The 21,960-nt window shown below is 41.9% G+C and carries 23 protein-coding genes; 2 read left to right on the forward strand and 21 right to left on the reverse strand.

The window, feature by feature from the left end:
• Positions 1 to 35: 35 nt before the first annotated feature.
• The 9 genes from atpG to FZF09_RS23060 form a co-directional block, all read right to left on the reverse strand.
• Positions 36 to 896, reverse strand: coding sequence for an ATP synthase F1 subunit gamma (gene atpG, locus FZF09_RS12670; protein WP_158736978.1), 861 nt, complete (start codon positions 894 to 896; stop codon positions 36 to 38).
• Between the two features lie 122 nt (positions 897 to 1,018).
• Positions 1,019 to 2,527, reverse strand: coding sequence for a F0F1 ATP synthase subunit alpha (atpA, locus tag FZF09_RS12675; protein WP_158736979.1), 1,509 nt, complete (start codon positions 2,525 to 2,527; stop codon positions 1,019 to 1,021).
• 18 nt (positions 2,528 to 2,545) lie between these two features.
• Positions 2,546 to 3,088, reverse strand: a complete 543-nt coding sequence (locus tag FZF09_RS12680) for a F0F1 ATP synthase subunit delta (protein ID WP_158736980.1) — start codon at positions 3,086 to 3,088, stop codon at positions 2,546 to 2,548.
• Complete coding sequence (gene atpF, locus FZF09_RS12685) at positions 3,085 to 3,531, reverse strand: F0F1 ATP synthase subunit B (RefSeq protein ID WP_158737111.1); 447 nt, start codon at positions 3,529 to 3,531, stop codon at positions 3,085 to 3,087. Before atpF ends, FZF09_RS12680 begins: the two co-directional genes overlap by 4 nt.
• A gap of 138 nt (positions 3,532 to 3,669) precedes the next feature.
• Positions 3,670 to 3,882, reverse strand: coding sequence for a F0F1 ATP synthase subunit C (gene atpE / locus FZF09_RS12690; protein ID WP_158736981.1), 213 nt, complete (start codon positions 3,880 to 3,882; stop codon positions 3,670 to 3,672).
• A 52-nt stretch (positions 3,883 to 3,934) separates the two neighbouring features.
• Positions 3,935 to 4,663 (reverse strand): F0F1 ATP synthase subunit A, encoded by a 729-nt coding sequence (atpB, locus tag FZF09_RS12695; protein WP_158736982.1) that lies wholly within the window; start codon positions 4,661 to 4,663, stop codon positions 3,935 to 3,937.
• Between the two features lie 68 nt (positions 4,664 to 4,731).
• The gene (locus tag FZF09_RS12700) at positions 4,732 to 5,103 is read right to left on the reverse strand and encodes an ATP synthase subunit I (RefSeq protein WP_158736983.1); all 372 of its coding nucleotides are present in this window, start codon (positions 5,101 to 5,103) and stop codon (positions 4,732 to 4,734) included.
• A complete protein-coding gene (locus FZF09_RS12705; RefSeq protein ID WP_158736984.1) occupies positions 5,100 to 5,333 on the reverse strand; it encodes an AtpZ/AtpI family protein in 234 nt (77 codons plus the stop codon). The genes FZF09_RS12700 and FZF09_RS12705 overlap by 4 nt, the downstream gene beginning before the upstream one ends.
• A gap of 791 nt (positions 5,334 to 6,124) precedes the next feature.
• Positions 6,125 to 8,422 (reverse strand): S8 family serine peptidase, encoded by a 2,298-nt coding sequence (locus tag FZF09_RS23060; RefSeq protein ID WP_158736985.1) that lies wholly within the window; start codon positions 8,420 to 8,422, stop codon positions 6,125 to 6,127.
• A 508-nt stretch (positions 8,423 to 8,930) separates the two neighbouring features.
• On the opposite strand from FZF09_RS23060, the gene FZF09_RS23065 reads away from it, so the two are divergent.
• Positions 8,931 to 9,053: a hypothetical protein gene (locus tag FZF09_RS23065; protein ID WP_255450539.1), complete on the forward strand. Its 123-nt coding sequence runs from the start codon at positions 8,931 to 8,933 to the stop codon at positions 9,051 to 9,053.
• Positions 9,054 to 9,099: 46 nt separating this feature from the next.
• Here FZF09_RS23065 and upp read toward each other — a convergent pair whose 3' ends face one another.
• From upp to prfA, 11 genes are all read right to left on the reverse strand, one after another.
• Positions 9,100 to 9,729 carry a uracil phosphoribosyltransferase gene (gene upp, locus FZF09_RS12715; RefSeq protein ID WP_091586585.1) on the reverse strand — a complete coding sequence of 210 codons (630 nt, stop codon included), beginning with the start codon at positions 9,727 to 9,729 and terminating at the stop codon, positions 9,100 to 9,102.
• Positions 9,730 to 10,529: 800 nt separating this feature from the next.
• The gene (gene glyA, locus FZF09_RS12720) at positions 10,530 to 11,771 is read right to left on the reverse strand and encodes a serine hydroxymethyltransferase (protein WP_158736986.1); all 1,242 of its coding nucleotides are present in this window, start codon (positions 11,769 to 11,771) and stop codon (positions 10,530 to 10,532) included.
• Between the two features lie 182 nt (positions 11,772 to 11,953).
• Positions 11,954 to 12,505: a TIGR01440 family protein gene (locus FZF09_RS12725; RefSeq protein WP_158736987.1), complete on the reverse strand. Its 552-nt coding sequence runs from the start codon at positions 12,503 to 12,505 to the stop codon at positions 11,954 to 11,956.
• Positions 12,506 to 12,695: 190 nt separating this feature from the next.
• A complete protein-coding gene (gene rpiB / locus FZF09_RS12730) occupies positions 12,696 to 13,136 on the reverse strand; it encodes a ribose 5-phosphate isomerase B (RefSeq protein ID WP_158736988.1) in 441 nt (146 codons plus the stop codon).
• Positions 13,137 to 13,183: 47 nt separating this feature from the next.
• Positions 13,184 to 14,485, reverse strand: coding sequence for a methyl-accepting chemotaxis protein (locus FZF09_RS12735; protein WP_158736989.1), 1,302 nt, complete (start codon positions 14,483 to 14,485; stop codon positions 13,184 to 13,186).
• 12 nt (positions 14,486 to 14,497) lie between these two features.
• A complete protein-coding gene (locus FZF09_RS12740) occupies positions 14,498 to 14,959 on the reverse strand; it encodes a low molecular weight protein arginine phosphatase (RefSeq protein ID WP_233269489.1) in 462 nt (153 codons plus the stop codon).
• A 53-nt stretch (positions 14,960 to 15,012) separates the two neighbouring features.
• Positions 15,013 to 15,555 carry a manganese efflux pump MntP gene (locus FZF09_RS12745; RefSeq protein WP_158736990.1) on the reverse strand — a complete coding sequence of 181 codons (543 nt, stop codon included), beginning with the start codon at positions 15,553 to 15,555 and terminating at the stop codon, positions 15,013 to 15,015.
• Between the two features lie 72 nt (positions 15,556 to 15,627).
• On the reverse strand, positions 15,628 to 16,689 hold the full coding sequence (locus tag FZF09_RS12750) for an L-threonylcarbamoyladenylate synthase (RefSeq protein ID WP_158736991.1): 1,062 nt from the start codon (positions 16,687 to 16,689) through the stop codon (positions 15,628 to 15,630).
• 151 nt (positions 16,690 to 16,840) lie between these two features.
• Positions 16,841 to 17,482, reverse strand: a complete 642-nt coding sequence (gene spoIIR / locus FZF09_RS12755; protein ID WP_158736992.1) for a stage II sporulation protein R — start codon at positions 17,480 to 17,482, stop codon at positions 16,841 to 16,843.
• A 236-nt stretch (positions 17,483 to 17,718) separates the two neighbouring features.
• Positions 17,719 to 18,588 (reverse strand): peptide chain release factor N(5)-glutamine methyltransferase, encoded by an 870-nt coding sequence (gene prmC, locus FZF09_RS12760; RefSeq protein WP_158736993.1) that lies wholly within the window; start codon positions 18,586 to 18,588, stop codon positions 17,719 to 17,721.
• Positions 18,585 to 19,658: a peptide chain release factor 1 gene (prfA, locus tag FZF09_RS12765; RefSeq protein ID WP_158736994.1), complete on the reverse strand. Its 1,074-nt coding sequence runs from the start codon at positions 19,656 to 19,658 to the stop codon at positions 18,585 to 18,587. Before prfA ends, prmC begins: the two co-directional genes overlap by 4 nt.
• Before the next feature lie 172 nt (positions 19,659 to 19,830).
• Between prfA and FZF09_RS12770 the strand changes: the two genes are divergently transcribed.
• Positions 19,831 to 21,159: an FAD-dependent oxidoreductase gene (locus FZF09_RS12770; RefSeq protein ID WP_158736995.1), complete on the forward strand. Its 1,329-nt coding sequence runs from the start codon at positions 19,831 to 19,833 to the stop codon at positions 21,157 to 21,159.
• A 248-nt stretch (positions 21,160 to 21,407) separates the two neighbouring features.
• Here FZF09_RS12770 and FZF09_RS12775 read toward each other — a convergent pair whose 3' ends face one another.
• Positions 21,408 to 21,866, reverse strand: a complete 459-nt coding sequence (locus tag FZF09_RS12775) for a hypothetical protein (protein WP_158736996.1) — start codon at positions 21,864 to 21,866, stop codon at positions 21,408 to 21,410.
• Positions 21,867 to 21,960: the final 94 nt, after the last annotated feature.

Here is a 21,960-nt window from a genome sequence, read left to right on the forward strand (position 1 = left end):
TTTTCCCTCCTATCTAAATCCTGTCAGCTTCTCGTTTACTCTTGTGCTGCCGCGCCGCCGACAATTTCACTGATTTCCTGTGTGATAGCTGCTTGTCTCGCACGGTTATAAGAAAGAGTTAAATCCTCAATAATACTTCCAGCGTTATCTGTAGCCGCACTCATTGCTGTCATACGAGCACCAAATTCACTAGCTTTTCCATCTAGTAAAGCGCCGTATATTAAGCTCTCTGCATATTGCGGTAGAAGCTGATCGAGTATTGCTTCAGCGGACGGCTCATACTCGTAAGTTTGTTTTGAATCTGTTTCTTCGCTCATATCTGTTAGAGGCAGCAGTTTCGTTTCTGTAACGTCCTGCTGAATAGGACTGATAAAGTGGTTGTACCAGAGATACAACTCATCAATCTCTTCATCGGCGTACATATTAACTGCCAAACGAGTGATATTTTTTATATCATTAAATACCGGTTCATCCGGAAGACCGGTAATTTCATCTAAAATAGGGATTCCTCTTTTTTTCAGAAGATCCCGGCCAATCCGCCCAAGAACAATCACGCCGTATTCATCTTTTGATTTATGCCGTTTGTTAATTTCGTCAATAAAGGAACGAATTAAACTCGCATTATAACCGCCGGCTAAGCCGCGGTCAGAAAAAATAGCAACGTAAGCTGTCTTTTTTACCGGACGCTCTTCAAGCATAGGGTGGCTGGCATCTGAGTTGCCTGAAGCAATACTTGCAACCACCTCACGGATTTTCTGGGTGTAAGGTTCGTACGATTGGGCGTTGTTTTGGGCACGGTTCAGTTTAGAAGCTGAAACCATTTCCATTGCCTTGGTGATCTGTTTTGTCTTTTTTGTTGAGTTAATCCGTGTTTTTATCTCACGTAATGAGGCCATCTCTTTTCACCACCTTCTCCGTAAGGGCACAAAGGTTGAGACTGCTCAAAAAGGAGAGTCTGCCGCATCAGCCGTCGGCATTTACAGCTTCTCTATCCTTTTCAAGAAGTCTTCCTGATATATTATTTAGACACGTTAAATGATTTTTTGAATCCTTCGATTGCTGCACTAAAGTCTTTATCGTCTGGAAGATTTCCAGTTTCACGAATTCCATTTAAGAGCTCTTTGTGGTTGGAATCCAAGTAAACGAATAATTCGGATTCAAAGCGCTGTACATCTTTAACTGGAATATCGTCCAAAAATCCTTTTGTCAGCGAGTAAATAATAGCTACTTGCTTTTCTACCGGCTGCGGCTGGTGAAGTCCCTGTTTTAACACTTCTACCGTACGCTCACCACGGGAAAGCTTCGCTTGTGTTGCTTGGTCAAGATCAGATCCAAACTGAGCAAATGCCTCTAATTCACGGAAAGAAGCTAAATCAAGACGAAGGGTACCCGATACTTTCTTCATCGCTTTAATCTGAGCGGAACCACCAACACGTGATACAGAAATACCCGGGTTAACCGCAGGTCTTACACCGGAGTGGAACAAGTCAGACTGCAAGAAGATTTGTCCGTCTGTGATGGAGATAACGTTGGTTGGAATATACGCACCAACATCCCCAGCTTGTGTTTCAATAAATGGCAGGGCAGTCAAAGAGCCTGCTCCTTTATCGTCACTAAGCTTTGCAGAACGCTCTAACAAACGAGAGTGAAGATAGAATACATCCCCTGGGAATGCTTCACGGCCCGGCGGACGACGAAGCAAGAGGGACAGCTCACGATAAGCAGCTGCTTGTTTAGTTAAGTCGTCATATACAACAAGCACATGTTTCCCGTTATACATAAACTCCTCGCCCATAGATACCCCAGCGTAAGGTGCAAGGTACAAGAGCGGAGCTGGATCAGATGCACCAGCGTTTACTACAATGGTATAATCAAGAGCTCCGTGTTGACGGAACGTTTCTACTACGCCAGCAACGGTAGATTCTTTTTGTCCGATCGCAACATAGATACAAAGGATGTCTTCTTCCTTTTGGTTCAAGATCGTATCTACGGCAATGGAAGTTTTACCAATTTGACGGTCACCGATAATTAACTCACGCTGTCCGCGTCCAATTGGAATCATGGAGTCAATCGCTTTAATACCAGTTTGGAGCGGTTCATGAACGGATTTACGATCCATAACCCCTGGTGCAGGACTTTCGATAGGGCGAGTTTTGGTTGTTTCTAACGCACCTTGTCCATCAAGAGGCTGTCCTAGCGGATTAACAACGCGGCCTAGCAGTTCCTCGCCAACCGGTACTTCCATGATACGTCCAGTACGTTTAACTTCGTCCCCTTCACGAATGTCATCAAACGGTCCAAGGATAATGATACCTACGTTATTTTCTTCAAGGTTTTGAGCCATACCCATAACCCCGTTAGAGAACTCAAGCAGCTCCCCTGCCATTACGTTCTCGAGACCATGGGCACGCGCAATACCGTCACCAATTTGAATGACGGTGCCGACTTCGTTTGCTTCTACATCAGACTGAAAATTTTCAATCTGCTGTTTAATGAGAGAGCTAATCTCATCAGGTCTGATGCTCATTAACGTTCACCCCTATCTTTATCGTTTCCCGGAAACAAGCTCGCGCTCAAGACGGTTGAGCTGACCTTTCACACTGCCATCAAAAATAGTATCCCCAATTTGGACTTTAATTCCGCCAACTAAACGCGGGTCTAATCGATTTTCAATGTGAAGGGTTGCTTTTCCGACTTTTCTGGCGAAGTTTTCAGAAATAAATTTTCGATCTGTTTCAGAAAGTGGTTTCACCGTATAAACGACGGCATGGCCCACTTTTTGTTCTTCGTCTGCAAGCTCCTGAAATCGTTCAGCCACCAGCACCACGCTGTCGATTCGATTTTTCTTCAGGAGTAAAAGAAGTGTATTTGTTACAGGCTCGCTCATACCAGCAAAACTTTCACGCAGCAGTTGTTCTTTTTTATCTGCTGGTACTTTCGGATGATGAAGAAGTGCAGGCAGTTTATCATTATCTTGAAAAACTTGCTTAACTGCTTCGAGTTCAGCTTGAATGTCTTCAAGCATATTCTTTTCCATTGAAAGTTCAAAAAGTGCTACGGCATAACGATTAGCTGCTGCTCGGCTCATAACCGTTCGCCTGCCTCTTGAATATATTCTTCAATCAGTTTTTCCTGCTCTTTTTCATCAAGCTCTTTTTCAATAATCTTGGTTGCGATCATAACAGACAATGTTCCAACCTGTTCACGCAGTTCAGCTACAGCTTGTTCTTTTTCACGTGAAATATCAGCCAGCGCATTTTCTTTCAAGCGTTCTGCTTCTGAACGAGCTTGAGCAACAATATCTTCCCCTTGTTTCTCACTTGTCTTTCTTGCTGTTTCAATAATAGATTGAGCCTCATCACGAGCGCGTTCTACTTCTTTACGCTGTTCTTCTAAATATTTTTCCGCATCTTGACGGCTTTTTTCCGCAGTATCAATTTCTTTGGCAATATGTTCTTCGCGTTCTTTCATCATGTTCACGATTGGTCCCCAAGCGAATTTACGCAATAGGAGAAGCAAGATAATGAACATGCCCAGCGAAAATATAACATCTCCCCAGTAGATTACATCTGGCACGGAATTCACTCCTTTCTGCTGTCATACAAAAGGAATGGCGAAGTTTCCCAAACTAGACTCCGCCATACATGTTAACAATGAAGACAGGATATACTATCCTCCCATAACGATAAAGGCGATTACAATTGCGATAATCGGAAGGGCCTCAACAAGTGCGATACCGATAAACATAAGTGTTTGCAATGTACCTTTAAGTTCTGGTTGACGAGCACCCCCTTCAAGTGTCCCTTTAACAATCAATGCGTTACCAATACCTGCTCCTACTGCAGCCAAACCAGCTGCAATTGCTGCTGCTAATAATCCCATTCTAATAATCCTCCCTTAGTATAATTAATTATTGAAATAAATACTTTTAAAATTAGTGATCATCTGCTACTTTGTGTGCCAAATAAACCATGGTCAGCATTAAAAAGATAAACGCCTGGATGGCACCGATGAATATACTAAACGCCTGCCATGCAATCATTGGCAGCCCGGCAGCCAGTGCTCCTAACAAACTTGCCCCCCCAGCAGTTGCAAGCAGTGTTAATAGGATTTCTTTTGCATACAAGTTACCAAAAAGACGCATACCCAATGTTAGTGTATTTGTAAATTCCTCTAATACCTTCAACGGGAAAAGGTAAGGTATAGGCTTGAAGAAACCTTTTCCGTATTCCTTGGCACCTTTTATCTTGATTCCATAATAGTGAGTCAGCACAATTACCATTACGGCAAAAGTCATTGTAATGACAGGGTCTGCTGTCGGAGACTTCCACCAGAGTTCATGTGTTTCATGGTTAACAATCATAAATGGTATGCCAAGCATGTTTGAGATGAAAATCCAAAGGAAAATGGTAATACCAAGCCCAAAGAATCTTTCACCTGTTTTCCAGTCCATTGCACTGTTGATCGTGTTTTTCACAAAGTCTATGATCCATTCAAACCCGTTTTGCATGCCAGTTGGTTTCATTTTCAAGCTTCTTGCACTAAAAAAACCGATGCAAAACACAATAAGAGCCGAAATAGTCAACATGATAATATTCGACAAATTAATATGAAATCCCGAGATTCCAAACAGATCATAAACTATCGGCGCATGATGGTCCACTCTTCTTCACCCCTTTACAAATAATCTGTCAGCTGCTGATCTTCTTCGCCTCCTTGCTTGTCCTGTTACTACGTTGAGTGTTTGGTTTGAAACAAGGATGAGATAAAAATAATAATATAAGGAGTTACGATTCCAGCAACAAGTCCTAAAATGTGAAAGTGTTCAGGAAAACGAATAAAAAGAACTGCAGCTAGTGCACCTGCCGCAAATCTTGACAGCATCCCGAATGTAAACTTTCTCTTCTGATTTCCTGCCGCCTCATCAAACTTTTTCACTTCCCGGTACATGCTCCAAAGATTAAAAAGTCCAATAAGTGCTCCGATTCCCAGGCTGAAAAAGATCTTATTAAAAGGCATCGCTGCCCACCCAATCACATACACCAGCATTGCAGCTAAAGTAAACTGAACATAACGTTTGACATTTCCCTCGAAGCTCTTCACTCTTGATCGTCTCCCAAATATTTTCCGAGCAGACGGACTAGTCCGTACACTCCAGCGGCAATTCCGCCAAGCAGGCCGACAATCAAAAATAAAGGCTCCGTTTCAAACCGACCATCTAACCATCTTCCACTGAAAACACCAATCAAAACTGGACCTACCAGATACGATAACACAGCTGAGGTTATAGCCATTGTCTGAAACGATTTTGGAGGTTTTTTCTCGTTCGTCATGTCCGCCTCCATTTATAATGTATTGGGTGTCATGTAAAGAGGTATCAAGATGCCGTACGATGATGCTTTGGCAGAAAATATCACTTGGACTGTTTTAAAGAAGGAATGGTGCTTAATAGTCCATAAACGAAATTTCAGAATGTTCGGCTGCATTTAATATGTAAACCCTCTCACATTCCCTTTGTAATCGTACAATAGCCAACCTTCAATGTCAATGTGTTAAATAAGAAAAACTCCCTGTCATATAAGGCTTTCCAGCTTTTTTAAATTATGACTATTGAGTGACAATTTCTCTTCATCCCGATTTTTTTGGAACTTGTATACAAAAGAGGTTATATTCGGTTGGTTTTTATGATTTTTCACGTTTCTTAATGCTATTCTCTGTAAGATTTTTTTTCTATGGAAAACTTGGCTAGCACTAAGCCTTTAGGGTCAAGGCATTCCTCTGACGACGTCGGTGTTACATCCATCCTAAAATTTAAAAAAAGTCTATGGCGGAAGACGTCCGGGATCGAGGTGAGAACAGGACCTTCAAACTTTAGTATTTTCCGCCTGTCCTGACAATGCGAATTGTACGTTAACTTTACGTCGTATTCTATCCCAGGATGTATTTTCTGCAGAATGTTCAGAGCCGAGAAGATGTGGTTAATGACATAACGTTAACTGTCATTTGACTCCTTCCAAACCAAAAATTGGATCAAGTTGGTGGCAGGAGTATTTCCTATCCCCAACTATTTGACCTTGTACGCAAGTATAAAAGAAAGAGCCGTTACAATAAACAGCCCTTTCTTTTATCGCTTTGACCGTTTTTCATCTATCATTTTCTGTTCTAAACGGATGATCGTTTCTAAAACTTCTTCTTTATCTCCAGCCCTAGCATAAACCACAGCTCTGTATTTCCCCTCAGGGACGGGAATGTCTTTGGCAGATAATTTTTGTTCATATAACCCTGGTTTTATATTTGTTACTTTATCAAGTACGCCGGCAAATGCATAAGTGTCCAAGTCGTATAACGCTATTTCTAGTTCCTCTGCCCCGCCTGGCATATATACTTCATACCGGTATCCCTTATTTGTTCCAAAAGGTTGTAAATCAAAAGCTCCTATGCGCGGGTAATCGGGTTCGTTGATAAATAATAAATAAGGCAAGCGGATTTCTTCATTACCGCCTTCGACTGTCAATACGCCATCCAGCTGATCATAATCAATGGCCCCAGCCTCTATTTCTAAACGAATTTTCGCTTCTTTTTTCTCTCCTGGTTGTAATGTTATTCGTTTAGGAAGCTCCCATTTTAAACCAAGAAAAGAACCTGTTTCTGTACGAAAAGTATACGTTTTCTTCTGATCAGAATGGTTTTCTATAACCACTTTTTCTTCATGTACTCTTTCTTTATTTCCTAACGTCCACACGCCAAACGATAATGTACCGGGATAAACGAGAGTGTCTGTTCTAATCGCTTTTGTCATTTCAACCCTGCCTGCCCCTTGTACGAACGGCGGATAATCATTGTCACTATCATCGGTTAAAGAAACAGCTGTATTCATTAAAGCTGCTTTTATTTGATCAGGGTTCCATTCTGGTCTTGCTTGTTTTAGTAAGGCTGCAGCGCCGGCTATGTGAGGTGCTGCCATACTTGTTCCGTTTAATGCTAAATAGCCGTTTGGAACCGTGCTGTCTATATCTACCCCCGGTGCAACTACGTCAGGCTTAATTTTCCAAGAACGAGTGACTGGTCCTCTTGAACTAAAAAAAGCCATATGATCTGTTTCTTCTTCTAACACTGTTCGCAAAACAGAGGAAGATGATTTTTTCTCTTTTGCTTCGATTGCCTTTTTAATCTGCTCCCCATCTTCACGTGTAATGGTAACAGCGGGAATAGGCTGAACTTCCTCTGTACCTGCAGCAAATGCGCCAGCCACATTATTGTAAATAATCACCGCATCAGCTCCGGCTTTGCGGGCATTAACAATTTTCCTAATGAGAGGGATACCGCCTCGTTCAATTAATACCGCTTTCCCTTTAACATTTTCCAAATCCTCTTTCATCCCAAGACCACCATCCACTAAAGGCAAATCGCGCCGAAACTGCCAGGGGGAAGTCCCTTGTACTGTTTGCATAGAAATAGACAATTCCGGTTTATCATATAGCGTTAATTTTGGCATTCGCAGGGGAGGAATGGAGGCACCTACTGAAATGGCCTTGTCCGCGGTTCCTGGTGAACCAACACTCCACATTGCCGGACCGCTGTTGCCGCTTGACGTTACTGCAATGATTCCTGCTTCTGCGGCTTTATCTAGAGCTTCACTTGTAGGCCAATCCGGACCGTTTATCGGACTCCCTAATGAAAGATTTAAAATATCAACCTTATCCTCAATTGCTTTATCAATCGCTGCTAATATTTGTTCGGTAGACCCCTGCCCCCCAGGACCGAGTGCACGATACATGTATAGATCAGCTTCTGGAGCTACTCCTCTGACTGCTCCATTTGCCCCGATGATACCAGCAACATGGGTGCCGTGCATCGTATTTTTTCCATGCTTATCTCGACCTTCAAGAGGGTCTTCATCTTTATCAACAAAATCATATCCACCTTTAAAATTGCGGTATAGATCTGGGTGATTATAATCTATTCCTGTATCTATAATTCCGACTTTAATTCCTTTACCTGTCAGCTTCACACCGTGCTTATCAAGCTGACCGCGAATGGCTTCTGCCCCAATAAAAGGAACGCTGTCTTTTAAAGATGATTGATACGCAACAGATGGATCTGCGCGTTTTATCCCATCTAGATTGGAAAGTAACTCTAATTGAGAAGGATCTAATTTTACAGCAAATCCCTTAAACCCTTTTTCATAAGAACGCAGAAACTCTATATCAGGAAAGGTTTTTTTCAACTTATCTTGAACATCATCTGCTTTTTCATTTTCTTCAATAGCAATGATAGCAGTTTCCGATTCTTCTTTTGAATGCCCCGTGCTGGAAAATCCTTCAAACATTAAAGTAGACGTAACACATATAATAATGGCAAGGAGGAAAAATCCAATCTTTCTCTGCCTTTCCCCCCTCCCTTTTTTGCTCTTTTTAATCATTTTGCTCCCCCTGTCCCTAAAAATCTAGTCTCAATATGTTCTTCTATTTATAGTGCAACGAGCAATAAATTTTATTCGGGCACGTACATGGGAAGAAAAGAAATACATTCCATCAATATTTCTTTTCAGCAGTTTTTCCCTCTGATTCAGCTCTTCCTTCTTCTTTTTCAGCGCTCAGCTCCTCTAATTCAGCTCTCCCGGAAAAACTCGCTTTGCCGCCTAGTCTTTATTTCCTAAAATATAACAAAAGCGCAAGCGCCCTGGTCAGCCGTGACAGGTTCTGGAGCTTTCGCAACAGGGTCGCCTGCGGCTCGAAGTCGAAAGGGAAGACATAAGACGTTCAGCTCATTTTAATGAACTTCTACTAAGATCGCACACGTCGACGCATAGGATGTGCGAATGTCGTCAATGCCACAGGACGTGGCGTTTTTGGCGTAGAAGTCACCACATCGTGTGGAAGGACGTCCTGTGACAACGCTGAACTGGCTTGCACAGGAGGTGTTGACTTTTGCGTTGCGACAGGATGTTCGCGGTTTTAGCAAAAGTTCCTTTTTATCGTGTGCGCCTGAGCGGCTGGGCGCTGAAGCTAGACATCAAAAACGCCAAATATTTATCATTTCTTATCTTTTAAAAAAAGCTCCAGCAGGAAATTCCTGCTGAAGCGTAACGGTCATCCACTATTTTGTTCCAAACAATCGGTCCCCGGCGTCCCCAAGTCCCGGAACAATGTAGCCTTTTTCATTTAATTTTTCATCTAAAGAGGCGAGATAAATATCTATATCAGGATGTGCTTCTTGCACAATTTCCACACCTTCTGGAGCAGCAATAAGACACATTAGCTTGATGTTTGTAGCACCGCGCTTTTTCAAACTCGTTATAGCTTCCACAGCGGAGCCTCCCGTAGCAAGCATCGGATCAACTACGATGAATTCCCGTTCAGCAACATCACTTGGCAGCTTCACGTAATATTCCACAGGTTTTAACGTTTCAGGATCACGGTATAAACCTACATGTCCTACTTTTGCAGCAGGAATCAATTTTAAGATACCATCAGACATACCAAGACCTGCTCTTAAAATCGGGACAATGCCCAACTTTTTCCCTGCTAACGTATGTGATTTGGCTGGACCTACAGGTGTTTCTACTGTCACTTCCTGCAGTTGAAGGTGACGTGTAATTTCAAAAGCCATTAACGTAGCTACTTCATCCACTAGTTCCCTAAACTCTTTTGTGCCCGTGGAAACGTCACGAATAAAAGTAAGCTTATGTTGGATCAGCGGATGATCTAATACATGTACTTTCCCCATATAAGAAATCGGCTCCTTTACTCCCGGTGCATCCGGGAAAAATTATCTAATTAACTGTACAACGGACAGGTTCATTCTTTTGAAATTTTACAGAAAAACACAATCACCTTCAAGTTTTGATAAAAAGGCCAATGATTCAGATTATTTGTATTTATACGAAAAGCCTTTACAACATTAGCAATGTAATTCGCTGGGGTGTCATGCTTTTTGCAACATACTTGTCTTTAGGAACGTTCCTCCCCCTATTCCCTGCCTGCTTTTTTTCACGCCATTTGTACCTCGTCCACCATTTTTGCTAAGAAAAGCGCAAGCGCCTTAAAAGAAGGAAGTTCGGCTACGAGCGTCACGTCCTGTGACAACGCCGAACTGACTCCCATCCTGGGAGCCCGCGACAGGTTCTGGAGCTTTCGCGCAGGGTCGCCTGCGGCCCGAAGTCGAAAGGGAAGACATAAGACGTTCAGCTCATTTTAATGAACTTCTACTAAAATCGCACACGTCGAGGCATAGGATGTGCGAATGTCGCCAATGCCACAGGATGTGGCGTTTTTGACGTAGAAGTCACCACATCGTGTGGAAGGACGTTCTGACAACGCTGAACGGGCTTGCACAGGAGGTGTTGACTTTTGCGTTGCGACAGAACGTGCGCGGTTTTAGCAAAAGTTCCTCTGTATCGTGTGCGCCTGAGCGGCTGGACGCTGAAGCTAGACATCAAAAACGCCAAATTTTATAATTTCTTACGTTAAAATGAAAAAACTGGATCCGCTTTGTTGCGGACCCAGTGTTTATTTTCAGTCATCTACTTACAAATATTCATACATAGGGAACTGTTCAGTCAATGCGTCTACCCGCTCCGAAGCTGCTTTTAAGGATTCTTCATGATCATGATTTTTTAACGTAAGCGCCATAATTGCACCGATTTCATCCATTTCTTTTTCTCCAAATCCTCTTGAAGTAACAGCAGCTGTTCCAATACGAATACCGCTTGTTACAAATGGGCTTTCTGGATCAAATGGAATCGCATTTTTATTTGTAGTAAGACCTACTTCATCCAATGCTTTTTCTGCAACTTTTCCTGTCATTCCAAGGCTTTGCAAGTCCAAAAGCAGCAAGTGGTTATCTGTTCCGCCAGAGACGAGATCGATTCCTTCATTTTTTAATGCTTCTGCTAAACGCTTTGCATTTTTCACGATGTTTTCCGAGTACGTTTTGAACTCTTTCTGCAGCACTTCACCAAAAGATACTGCTTTTGCTGCGATTACGTGCATAAGCGGGCCGCCTTGCAATCCAGGGAACACAGCTTTATCAATTTTCTTGGCGAACTCTTCTTCACAAAGAATTAAACCACCGCGCGGGCCGCGTAACGTTTTGTGTGTTGTCGTTGTTACAAAATGAGAGTAAGGAACAGGGTTTTGATGTACACCTGCCGCTACTAGACCAGCAATATGAGCCATGTCCACCATTAAATAAGCGCCAACTTCATCAGCGATTTCACGGAACTTTTTAAAATCAATTTCGCGAGGATACGCACTTGCCCCGGCGACGATCATCTTTGGTTTATGCTCTTTTGCAGCTTCTAAAACCGCATCATAATCAATGGTTTGATTTTCTTTTGTTACACCGTATTCGACAAAATTGTATTGGATACCGCTGAAATTCACATGGCTTCCATGCGTTAAGTGACCACCATGAGATAGGTTCATACCTAGTACAGTATCACCATGTTCAAGTGCGGTAAAATATACAGCCATGTTTGCTTGTGCACCGGAATGCGGCTGCACGTTAGCGTGTTCCGCTCCAAAAATCTCCTTAGCACGGTCACGGGCCAAATCTTCTACTGTATCTACATGTTCACAACCGCCATAATACCGGCGACGTGGATATCCTTCTGCGTATTTATTTGTTAATACAGAGCCTTGCGCTTCCATTACAGCTCGACTAACAAAGTTTTCAGACGCAATTAACTCTATTTTATCGCGCTGACGGCAAAGCTCATCCTGCAACGCTGCAAATACACTAGGATCTTGACTTTTGATGGTTTCCATAAAAAATGTTTACCCCTTTCTTTTCCTTTACATCTCTCTCATTTATTCGTGGTTTAGCACTTCACTTTTCATTCAAGGCATATTGTAACATGGATAAACGGTTAAATCCGTATTTTAATTTAAAAAAAGATAAAAATATTAAGTTTTAGCTATTTTAAAAAGCTAACTTTCATCAATTAGCATTATTCGGGATATTTTGCACGCGGCCCGCCTATTAATTTAGGTCTTGTTTTAGCCATTGTTACGTGAGCATTGCCGATCGATTTCACCTGGCTTCTTATGGGAACGGCAACGTGCTTTAAGTGCATGCCAATAAAAGTGTCGCCGATATCAATTCCCGCGTCCGCTTTTATATGTTCAATGACAACAGGGTCTGAAAACTGTTCATATGCATGCGTAATCATTGCCCCGCCTGCTTTACGGTGAGGTATTGCCGTTACTTCATCAAGTTGGAAAGCTCTTGCTGTACCGCGTTCCACAACAAGGGCCCGATTGATATGCTCACACCCTTGAAAAGCAAGATGTACCCCAGTGTTCTGTTGAAAGGTCGAAAACACGTCATATAATGATTTGGCAGCTTCAACGGAGCCCGCTGTACCAATTTTCTCTCCAATCACTTCACTCGAACTGCAGCCAACAACAAATATATGATGGGTATCCAGTCTGATCTGAGATGAAATAGTATCCAGACAGGTTTGTAAAGATGATTGCCACTGCTTTGTTATATCATCCATGTTGATCACCTCTTTATTTAAAGGTACCACAAAATATGGCTTTCGATAAAAGAATGATTTTGCCAGTAGGGCTACTGCTGCTTTTGGTGAAGATTGAAAGCTTAAAAATCCGCATACTTATGGCGCACTGTTTCCCCCCATTAAAGCAGGAAACGGACCTATCGTTTTGCAGGTCCGTCTTTGTCGTGGATTATTTTTCTTCTATAGCCATCATTTTGTCTACGCGTTTAGAATGACGACCGCCTTCGAAGTCTGTTTCAAGCCAGGTTTTCACAATTTCTCCGGCAAGGCCTGGGCCGACAATCCGTTCACCCATAGCAAGAATGTTTGAATCGTTATGAGCGCGCGTTGCTTTGGCACTAAAAACATCATGAACCAATGCACAGCGAATGCCATTCATTTTATTAGCCGAAATAGACATGCCAATACCAGTTCCACAAATCAATATACCTTTATCAACTTCACCGGAAGCTACTTTATCTGCTACCGGAAGAGCATAATCAGGGTAATCTACAGAATCGGTGCAATCACAGCCAACATCTTCAAAATCAATATTCATATCTTCTAACACTTTTACTACTTCTACTTTAAGTTTGTAGCCTGCATGGTCAGAACCTATTGCAAGTTTCATGATGGAGGGCCTCCCTTTTTCTTTTCCTTTATGTTCTCATGTTACCCTTAGGTTGTAAATTTTTCTATGGTATTTTTTAGCTTCTCTGCTTGTTTGGAAAGCTCATGAGCCTTTTCTGAACAGGAGCGGATCACATTTGATTGAGTATCCGCTGCAGAGGAGACCTCGGCTGCGCCGGCAGATGTTTCTTCTGCAATGGCCGCTACTTCCTGTGATTCCCGAGAGGTGTTTTCAACTGCTTTCATTTGCTGTTCGATCAGCTCTGTGATGTCTTTTACAGAAGCAGCTACTGTTTGAACAGTACTTTCCATAGCTGTAAACACTTGGCTTGTTTTTGTCCCTTTGGCAGACTCATGACTCGCTGCTTTTACTTGACTCTCTATTTTAGAGACGACATTTCCAACTTCGGATTGAATATTTTGGATGAGATCACGTACGCCTTGTACGGCTATTGAACTTTCATCTGCGAGCTTTCTCACCTCATCAGCGACGACTGCAAACCCTTTTCCGTGTTCTCCGGCCCGAGCTGCTTCAATGGACGCATTTAATGCCAGAAGGTTCGTTTGCTCTGCAATGTCACCAACTAAACTAATAATTTCTTCTACCTTTTCAGCTTGTTGATTCAATGCTTCTACCGCATGCAAAGATGCCTGGTTATCGACTTCTAATTGCTTTATACCTTCGACTAGAGAATGAATTACTTGTTTACTGTTATCTAGTGTTTTCACCATTTCTTCAGCAGAAGCTTCAGAATTGTTTGCTTTTGATTGGACTTTAGAAGCAATTTGCGCTACATCTTCCATAGATGCTGCCGTGTTTTGAATCGCATGTGCGGAATGGTCCGCTCCTGCAGCAATTTCCTCTACAGTACTTGATATGCTGTCTGCTTTATTAGAAGCTTCATCAGAAGCAGCTGTAATGTTTGCTACTTTCCCGCTCGTTTGTTTAAAATTTTTTTCGATATCATTGACCATGGTTCGAAGATTTTTCAGCATTTCATTAAAAGCTAGTCCCAATCCTCGTAATTCATCGTCTGATTTTGAAACCTCTACATCTTCGTGAATATCTCCTTCCGCTGCTTTGCGTGCCGATAATTCGAGACGTTTTAGCGGCTTAGTTAGCATAGGTGCTGTTAAAAAAGCGAGTATGCCGCTCCACAGCCACCCCAGTATTAACGTCAAAATAATAAATGCATCTTCTGAAATTCCAAATGCATTACTAGCTCTATCCGCTAATACAAAAATAAAAAACGCACTGACACCGTAAGTTACGATGGACAGGACGCTGATTCCTAATACCAGTTTTTTACGGATACTGAATTGATACGATTTTCCCCTGTTTCCCCTCATGAACCTTACTCCTTATAATTCTTTTATTTTGTGTAAAGCCGCTTCTAAAAGCTGATCCATTTCATTGGCTGTTGCCCTGTACGTGTCAGTTGATCCCCCTATAGGATCCAGGATATCCCCCGTATCCATATTTCCATCGAGGGCAAACTCTTTTAATGTAAATATTTTATCGGCAGCTTTTGGGTAAGTTTGAACAGTCATTTCGTGATGATTTTTTGTCATCGTTAAAATAATGTCAGCCCAGTCTACCAATTCCTCTGTTAACGGCTTGGATTCATGCTTAAGCATAATATTTCTTTCCTTTAATACTTTCATTGTTCCATCAGAGGCAGTCATACCCGGCATAGCATAAATCCCAGCTGATTTCACTTCGATATTCTTATCTGTTTTTGCTCGGAATAATGCTTCTGCCATCGGGCTTCGGCATGTATTCCCGGTACATACAAACAGCACATGTTTAATGATGGCTTCCACACCCTTCCCTTCCTATTTCTTGGTATTATTTTACCACACATTTAAATGTTCCATTACAGTATTAATTTCAAACCAAAACTTAATAAAATAACTCCTCCAAATATTTCTCCATAACGTCCCAACGTATGCTGCAGACGATTACCTAAAGCAAGTCCTATCCAAGTAAAAAAGGCACTGAATAACCCAAACATTAAAAGAACAGGTATCAACGAAGCATTTAAAATCCCTAATGTAATCCCAATAGAAAAGCTGTCTAAACTCACCAGCACTGCAAAGAACATAAGTCCTGCTCCTCGCGGGATAATTACTCCTCCCGTGTGTTCTGAGTCGTTCCACCCTGTCCACATCATTTGAAGCCCAATAACAAACAACAGTATTCCGCCAGTAATAATGGCTACTTTTTCAAATGAAGAAGCAATTAAGCGTCCTCCATATAATCCGATAAAGGGCATTAACATATGAAATAAACCTACAATAACGGAGGTTAACATTTTATTTACTCTTTCTGCACCTCTCATTGCAACCGCAAGCGACATAGAAAAAGCATCCATGCTTAAAGCTAAAGCCATCGTTGCTAGTATCATCCATCCGCCCATTCCCCCGTCTCCTTTCAGGACATGCTTATACACTCTATGCAAGTCCAAAAGAGATCATTCAAGGAGGTCCTTTTAACCTTCGGCAGATGCCTTTTCTAACCTATTCATTATGGCAAGGCCCACTCCTTCTAAGCTGAACGTTTCACAAAGTATGATGTCGGCATCGCTTTGGTCTGCTTGACGAAGGTTATCATACAAATGCGCTGCCACTCCCTCAAGTTTTACGCACGATCCAAGCGCTATAAATATATCAGCAGCAGGCTCTAAATCACTTCTATGTTCTTCCACAGCTAGTACTGCTACTTTTTTTCCTGCTTTCTGTTCTGTTTCCATTCGTCTTTTTATAGCTTTGGTTTCACGTAATAATATTAAAGGAGAGTCGGGTGCATAATGACGGTATTTCATTCCAGGCGCTTTTGGGGAAACCATTTCAGCATTGTTATCAAGCTGATCTGCTCCATTTTCAAACCCGATTCGATCTTTTCCTAATACTTCTTCTAATTGTTCTTTTGTAATGCCGCCCGGGCGGAGAATCCAAGCTGTCTCTTTGCTGAAATCCACAACAGTCGATTCTAAACCAAAACCCGATGGCCCACCATCCACAATGCCGGCAACCTTGCCGAATAAATCATGTTTCACATGTTCGGCTTTTGTGGGACTTGGCCTGCCGGACTGGTTTGCACTAGGTGCAGCTACCGGTACTCCCGCTTCTTTTATTAATGCTCGAGCAACATCATGATTAGGCATTCTCACTGCAACCGTATCAAGGCTCGCTGTTACTTTATTGGAGACTTCTTGTTTTTTTGGCAAAATAAGGGTCAGCGGCCCCGGCCAAAAATGTTCTGCTAATTTTCGAGCAAGAGGAGGAACAGAAGATGCCAAGTCCTTCAATTGTTCTTGATTTGCTATATGTACAATAAGCGGATTGTCTCCTGGACGTCCTTTTGCTTTGAATATTTTTTCCACAGCCTCGTCATTTGTAGCATCAGCCCCCAATCCATATACCGTTTCTGTTGGGAATGCTACAACCTCTCCTCTTTTTATCCACAGCGCCGCTTCTTTTATACCAGGGTCTAAGCTCCTCTCTTTTTCTATGTTATCCACATTCCACACAATTGTTTGTTTATAACTCATGTTTTCCACCCTTCTTTTTGATCCCGTTAGCCCTTTTAATTATAGGATCGCCAATGTCCATAGGCAAATCAAAAAAGTTACCCACAGGAAAAATAAACCTTGTGGATAACATATCAAAATCCTATTATAAAAGTTTTTTCACCATAATTGTTCAGCTTTTCCCAAACCATTGATTCCATTTTTCCACAATGAAAAATGAATACTCTTTTTCATTATCCACAGAATGCTGGTCTTTTTCCACAACTTCTTCCTTGTAGCTGCTTTTATCCACAGTTTCATCCTGGTTTTCCACATCTTCCTCTTCAGCTGAAATAAAGCATAGAGGCGGAAATAGTACACACCACCAATTTTCTCCTTCTGCTTCTCCTATAGAAACAACCAGTGCTTCATAAGTACCTGCCGGATAAACGAGCGGTCCATAAATTCTCGTTGGAAATTCGACCTGGTCTTTTAAAGCGATTGAAAATGTGTGAGAAGAACCACTACTATTTATAACATCTTTGACAATAGTCTCTAAATTAGAAAGATTGTCATTAATGGTTTTTCGGGCTTCGTTTTTTTCTGACAAACCTTCAACCAACGTCCGTATTTCTTGATTTACTGCATCACGGACTTTTCTTTTAAGCAGCTGTTCTTCTGGAGAGTCATCGTGGGCAAGTATTCTTAGACGAATGGCTTCTTCCGGAATAGTATCAATTCCTGGATCGGAAGCTGAAGCATTTTGCTGTTGTTCCATTTGCAGCCAAGCGATCAGTACAAGAAAAATAACATATATAAGTGCTTTACTTCTCATCGGTCTGGCACCGTCCTTTCAGCATCAGTGTGGACCGTGCCATCTACAATTAAACAAATAATCGCTCGACAAATTATTTAAATACATCGATTGTATTAAGTAATAAATACACTTTGGTTGCTTGTCTGTTACGTTAAAAAGATTTGCTGCCAATTGAAATAAATATGAGCCAATTCATTTTCATTAAATGCCGCAAATTACCAGGTGCCAGGCCCCACACATATGCCTTTTATAAGCTAAATCCTCCCTCTCTCACAGAACACCATACGCTCTTTCCCGTTTATATCGAAACGAACATCTACCTTCGCATCTGGAAGGGCTTCTTGAAAAATTGCCGCAACTTCTGTTCCTTGCTTTTCCCCTATTTCAAATGCAGCAAGTCCATCTTTTTTCAGTACACTTGAGAGATGAGCAGCCATTTTTCGATAACAGTACAATCCATCTTCTCCATGACCAATGAGTGCTAATTCAGGTTCATGGTCTTTTACAAGAGAATCAAGCTGAACCCATTCTTTTTTTGGAATGTAAGGAGGATTAGATACAATAACATCCCACTCTTTTTCTTCACGCTGTAATGGCTCTAGTAAATCACCTTTCAAAAAGGAGACCTTTGCTTGTAAAGATTGGGCATTTTTTTCTGCCATATGCAGGGCTGCATCATTTAATTCGACCGCAGTTACCTGAAGAGCTGGAGATTCTAACACCAGCGTGATAGCTATTGCCCCGCTTCCTGTTCCTATATCTGCGACAGATGCAGATTTCTTATGATGCAGCTTCAGCCAGGAAAGTACTCCTTCAACCAGTTCTTCTGTTTCAGGTCTTGGTATTAATACATCTTCATTAACGTTAAACCGCCTGCCGAAAAATTCTTCATATCCCGTCAAATGCTGAACTGGGATTCCCTTCCCATAAAGGAACACATCGTGTTGAAAAGCTTCCCAGACGTCTTCGTTCAATTCATCCCGCCTAGACAGATGAAAATCCGTCCAATCTTTTTGTAAATGATGCCGCATTAATACATCTGCTGCTCTTTGTTCTCTTCCATTTTCTGCTAAAAAAGAAGAAGCCCACTTTAGGGCTTCATATACGAAGGCTGGTTTTTTCATGCTTCGCCCGCCTTTTCCATCATTTCTGCTTGTTCTTCTACAATGAGCGATTCAATAATTTCATCTAGTTCCCCTTGTAAAATCTGGTCAAGCTTTTGAACCGTTAAATTGATGCGGTGGTCTGTCACACGGCTTTGCGGGAAATTGTACGTGCGGATTCGTTCAGACCGGTCTCCAGTACCGACAGCAGATTTACGATTTTCTGCATATTCTGCCTCTGCTTCTCGTTGGTACATATCATAAATGCGCGCACGAAGAACTTTCATCGCTTTATCTTTATTTTTTATCTGCGATTTTTCATCCTGACAAGAAACGACAATTCCAGTTGGTTCATGCGTTAATCTTACTGCAGACATGGTTGTATTAACACTTTGTCCCCCTGGGCCGCTTGAAGCAAACGTATCGACTCGAATATCTTTTTCATGGACCTCTACTTCAACTTCTTCTGCTTCTGGCAGTACGGCGACAGTAGCTGTTGACGTATGAATACGGCCGCCTGATTCGGTGCTCGGCACACGCTGCACACGGTGGGCGCCGTTTTCATATTTCATTTTGGAATATGCGCCTTCTCCATTGATCATAAAAATAATCTCTTTATATCCGCCTAGCTCTGTAGGACTTGCTTCGATCACTTCAGGCTTCCAGCCGTTTTTCTCAGCAAAGCGGGAATACATTTTGTAAAGATCACCGGCAAACAAAGCAGCTTCATCGCCTCCAGCTGCTCCGCGCACTTCGACGATAACGTTTTTATCATCATTCGGATCTTTTGGTAAAAGCAGCACTTTCAGCTCTTCTTCTAGTTTTTCTTTTTTATCGGAAAGTTCTTCAATTTCCAATTTGACCATTTCTTCCATTTCATCATCCATGCTCTCTTCTAGCATAGATTTTGCATCGTCAAGTTGAGACGTCACTTCTTTGTACGTCCGGTAAGTCTGTACCGTTTCTGCAATATCGGATTGTTCTTTTGAATATTCTCTTAGTTTTTTTGAATTATTAATGACTTCCGGATCACTAAGCAGTTCATTTAGTTCATCGTAACGATTTTCTACGGCTTGTAAACGATCTAACACAAGCGTTCACCTCTTTATCGGTTGCATAACAGTACTATTATAATATAACGTCTATCTGCCGTCAAAAGCAGAAAAAAATTGTTGTCTTCATTGTATGCACGTTTTTATCTATTGAATTAGGGAATAATACCTCCAAGGGTTTTGGATTACATAGAATAAGGGGGCAATATGTATGAATTACGTCGTTATTGGGGGCGTTGCGGCAGGAATGAGTGCAGCGATGCAAATCGTGAGAAACACAGAGGATGCTAACATCACTACTCTTGAAATGGGCAATATTTATTCTTATGCACAATGCGGCCTTCCCTACATAATCGGCGGTGCTGTAGAAAGTACCGAAAGCTTGATTGCAAGAGATGTAAAAACATTTCGAGAAAAATACGGTATAGACGCAAGAGTCTTTCATCAAGTGACAGAAGTAAACATTGATGAAAAGGTCGTGAAAGGAAAAGATCTGGAACAAAATCAACCCTTTGAACTTTCTTATAATAAGCTGCTTATTGCCACTGGCGGTTCTCCAATTATCCCAGACTGGAAGGGGCGTGAATTACAAGGCATTCATGCATTAAAAACCATTCCAGACCTAGAGAATATCGTGGATGATCTTACGAGAGCGAAAAACATTACGATTATAGGCGGCGGCTATATTGGTCTTGAACTAGCAGAAAATTTGATTGAAACTGGCCGCAGCGTTCGCATGATTGAACGAAACACCCGAATAGCAAAAATGTTTGATGAAGACATGGGGGCTCTCATTATAGAGGAAGCTAAAAATCACGGCGTAGAATTGTGCCTGGGCGAATCCGTAGAAGCATTTAAAGGAACCGACTACGTCGAAAAAGTAGTAACCGATCAAAACGAATATGACACGGATTTAGTTATTGTCGCTACAGGAATTAAGCCCAATACCGATTTTCTCAAAAACACCGGCATCATCTTACAGAACAACGGCGCCATCCAAGTGAACCGATATATGCAAACAAATATTGATGATGTGTACGCTGCTGGAGACTGTTCTACGCAATTTCACCGTATAAAAGAAAAAGATGACTATATTCCGCTTGGAACCCATGCTAATAAACAAGGACGAGTAGCTGGTCTTAATATGGCTGGAATCCCGAAAGCTTTTCAAGGTGTCGTCGGTACTGCCATCCTTCGTTTTTTCGACCTAACTCTTGCAAAAACCGGTTTATCCGAAACAGACGCTGAGGCCTTGAATTTCCCTTATGAAACGATTACCCACGAAGGTACACACATTGCCGGATATTTTGAAAACAAGAAAAAGCTTCACATGAAAATCATATATAGAACAGACAATGACATGGTGATTGGCGGTCAAGTTATCGGAGAAGCCGGCGCAGATAAGCGGATTGACGTGTTAGCGACTGCCCTGTTTCATCGAATGACGTTAGAAGAATTCGAGGATCTTGATTTGTCTTATGCGCCTCCTTATAACGGTGTATGGGACCCTCTTCAGCAAACGATTCGCCGAGCCAAGTAATCAGCAAAAGTAAGAAAAGCGCGAAGCACCCTGGTCAGCCGCGACAGGTTCTGGAGCTTTCGCGCAGAAAGTTCCTCTTTATCGTGTGCGCCTGAGCGGCTGGGCGCTGAAGCCAGACATCAAAAACGCCAAATATTTATTTTCTTACCTTTTTAAAAAAAGCCTTGATCATAAAGGTAGGTGCAGGGCGATACCTGCACGTTCCTCTCCCCTTTTGATCAAGACCATATTGATATTTTCTACGTCATTTACCCATTTAATACTTGAACATTTACTTCATAACGAGGTAACTCTTGTTTATACTGTTTCCTTAGCTCTGTCACCTTTTTATTTTTTTCTTCTTTGCTCCATGATCCATCCGCATTTGCATAAAGATAAGCATGCCTGCCGCCAAATGTGACGTAAATTGGTGAAAAACCATGTTTTTTTGCTATGATTTCTACCATATCTTTATCACTGCCCTGTGTTTGTTTCCTTGTGGTCATCGATACATTACCAGGCCCCTGATTATAATCAGATGGAGAGCTTCCATCCTGTGCCGGCCTCAGTGCAGAAGAATTCGCCGGGCCAGTCCCTGTTAATGAATCCACCCATGGAGCACGTTGTCCAGCTGCTTGTTCTTTTTGGGCATCTGGAGAAAAATCGTTTTGACAAGCAGACGTGCACAAGAGCATTCCAATCATCACAGCTAATGTGGTCTGTTTCATTTAGAGCACCCCCCTTGCAGAACTTTTTATTTTTCTACAGTTCTTGCATTTTTAGGGTTTCCATTTTACCAGGCTTCATTCTTTACCTTTCATT

The sequence above is a fragment of the Alteribacillus sp. YIM 98480 genome, from assembly GCF_009765375.1.
GTDB lineage: Bacteria > Bacillota > Bacilli > Bacillales > Marinococcaceae > Alteribacillus.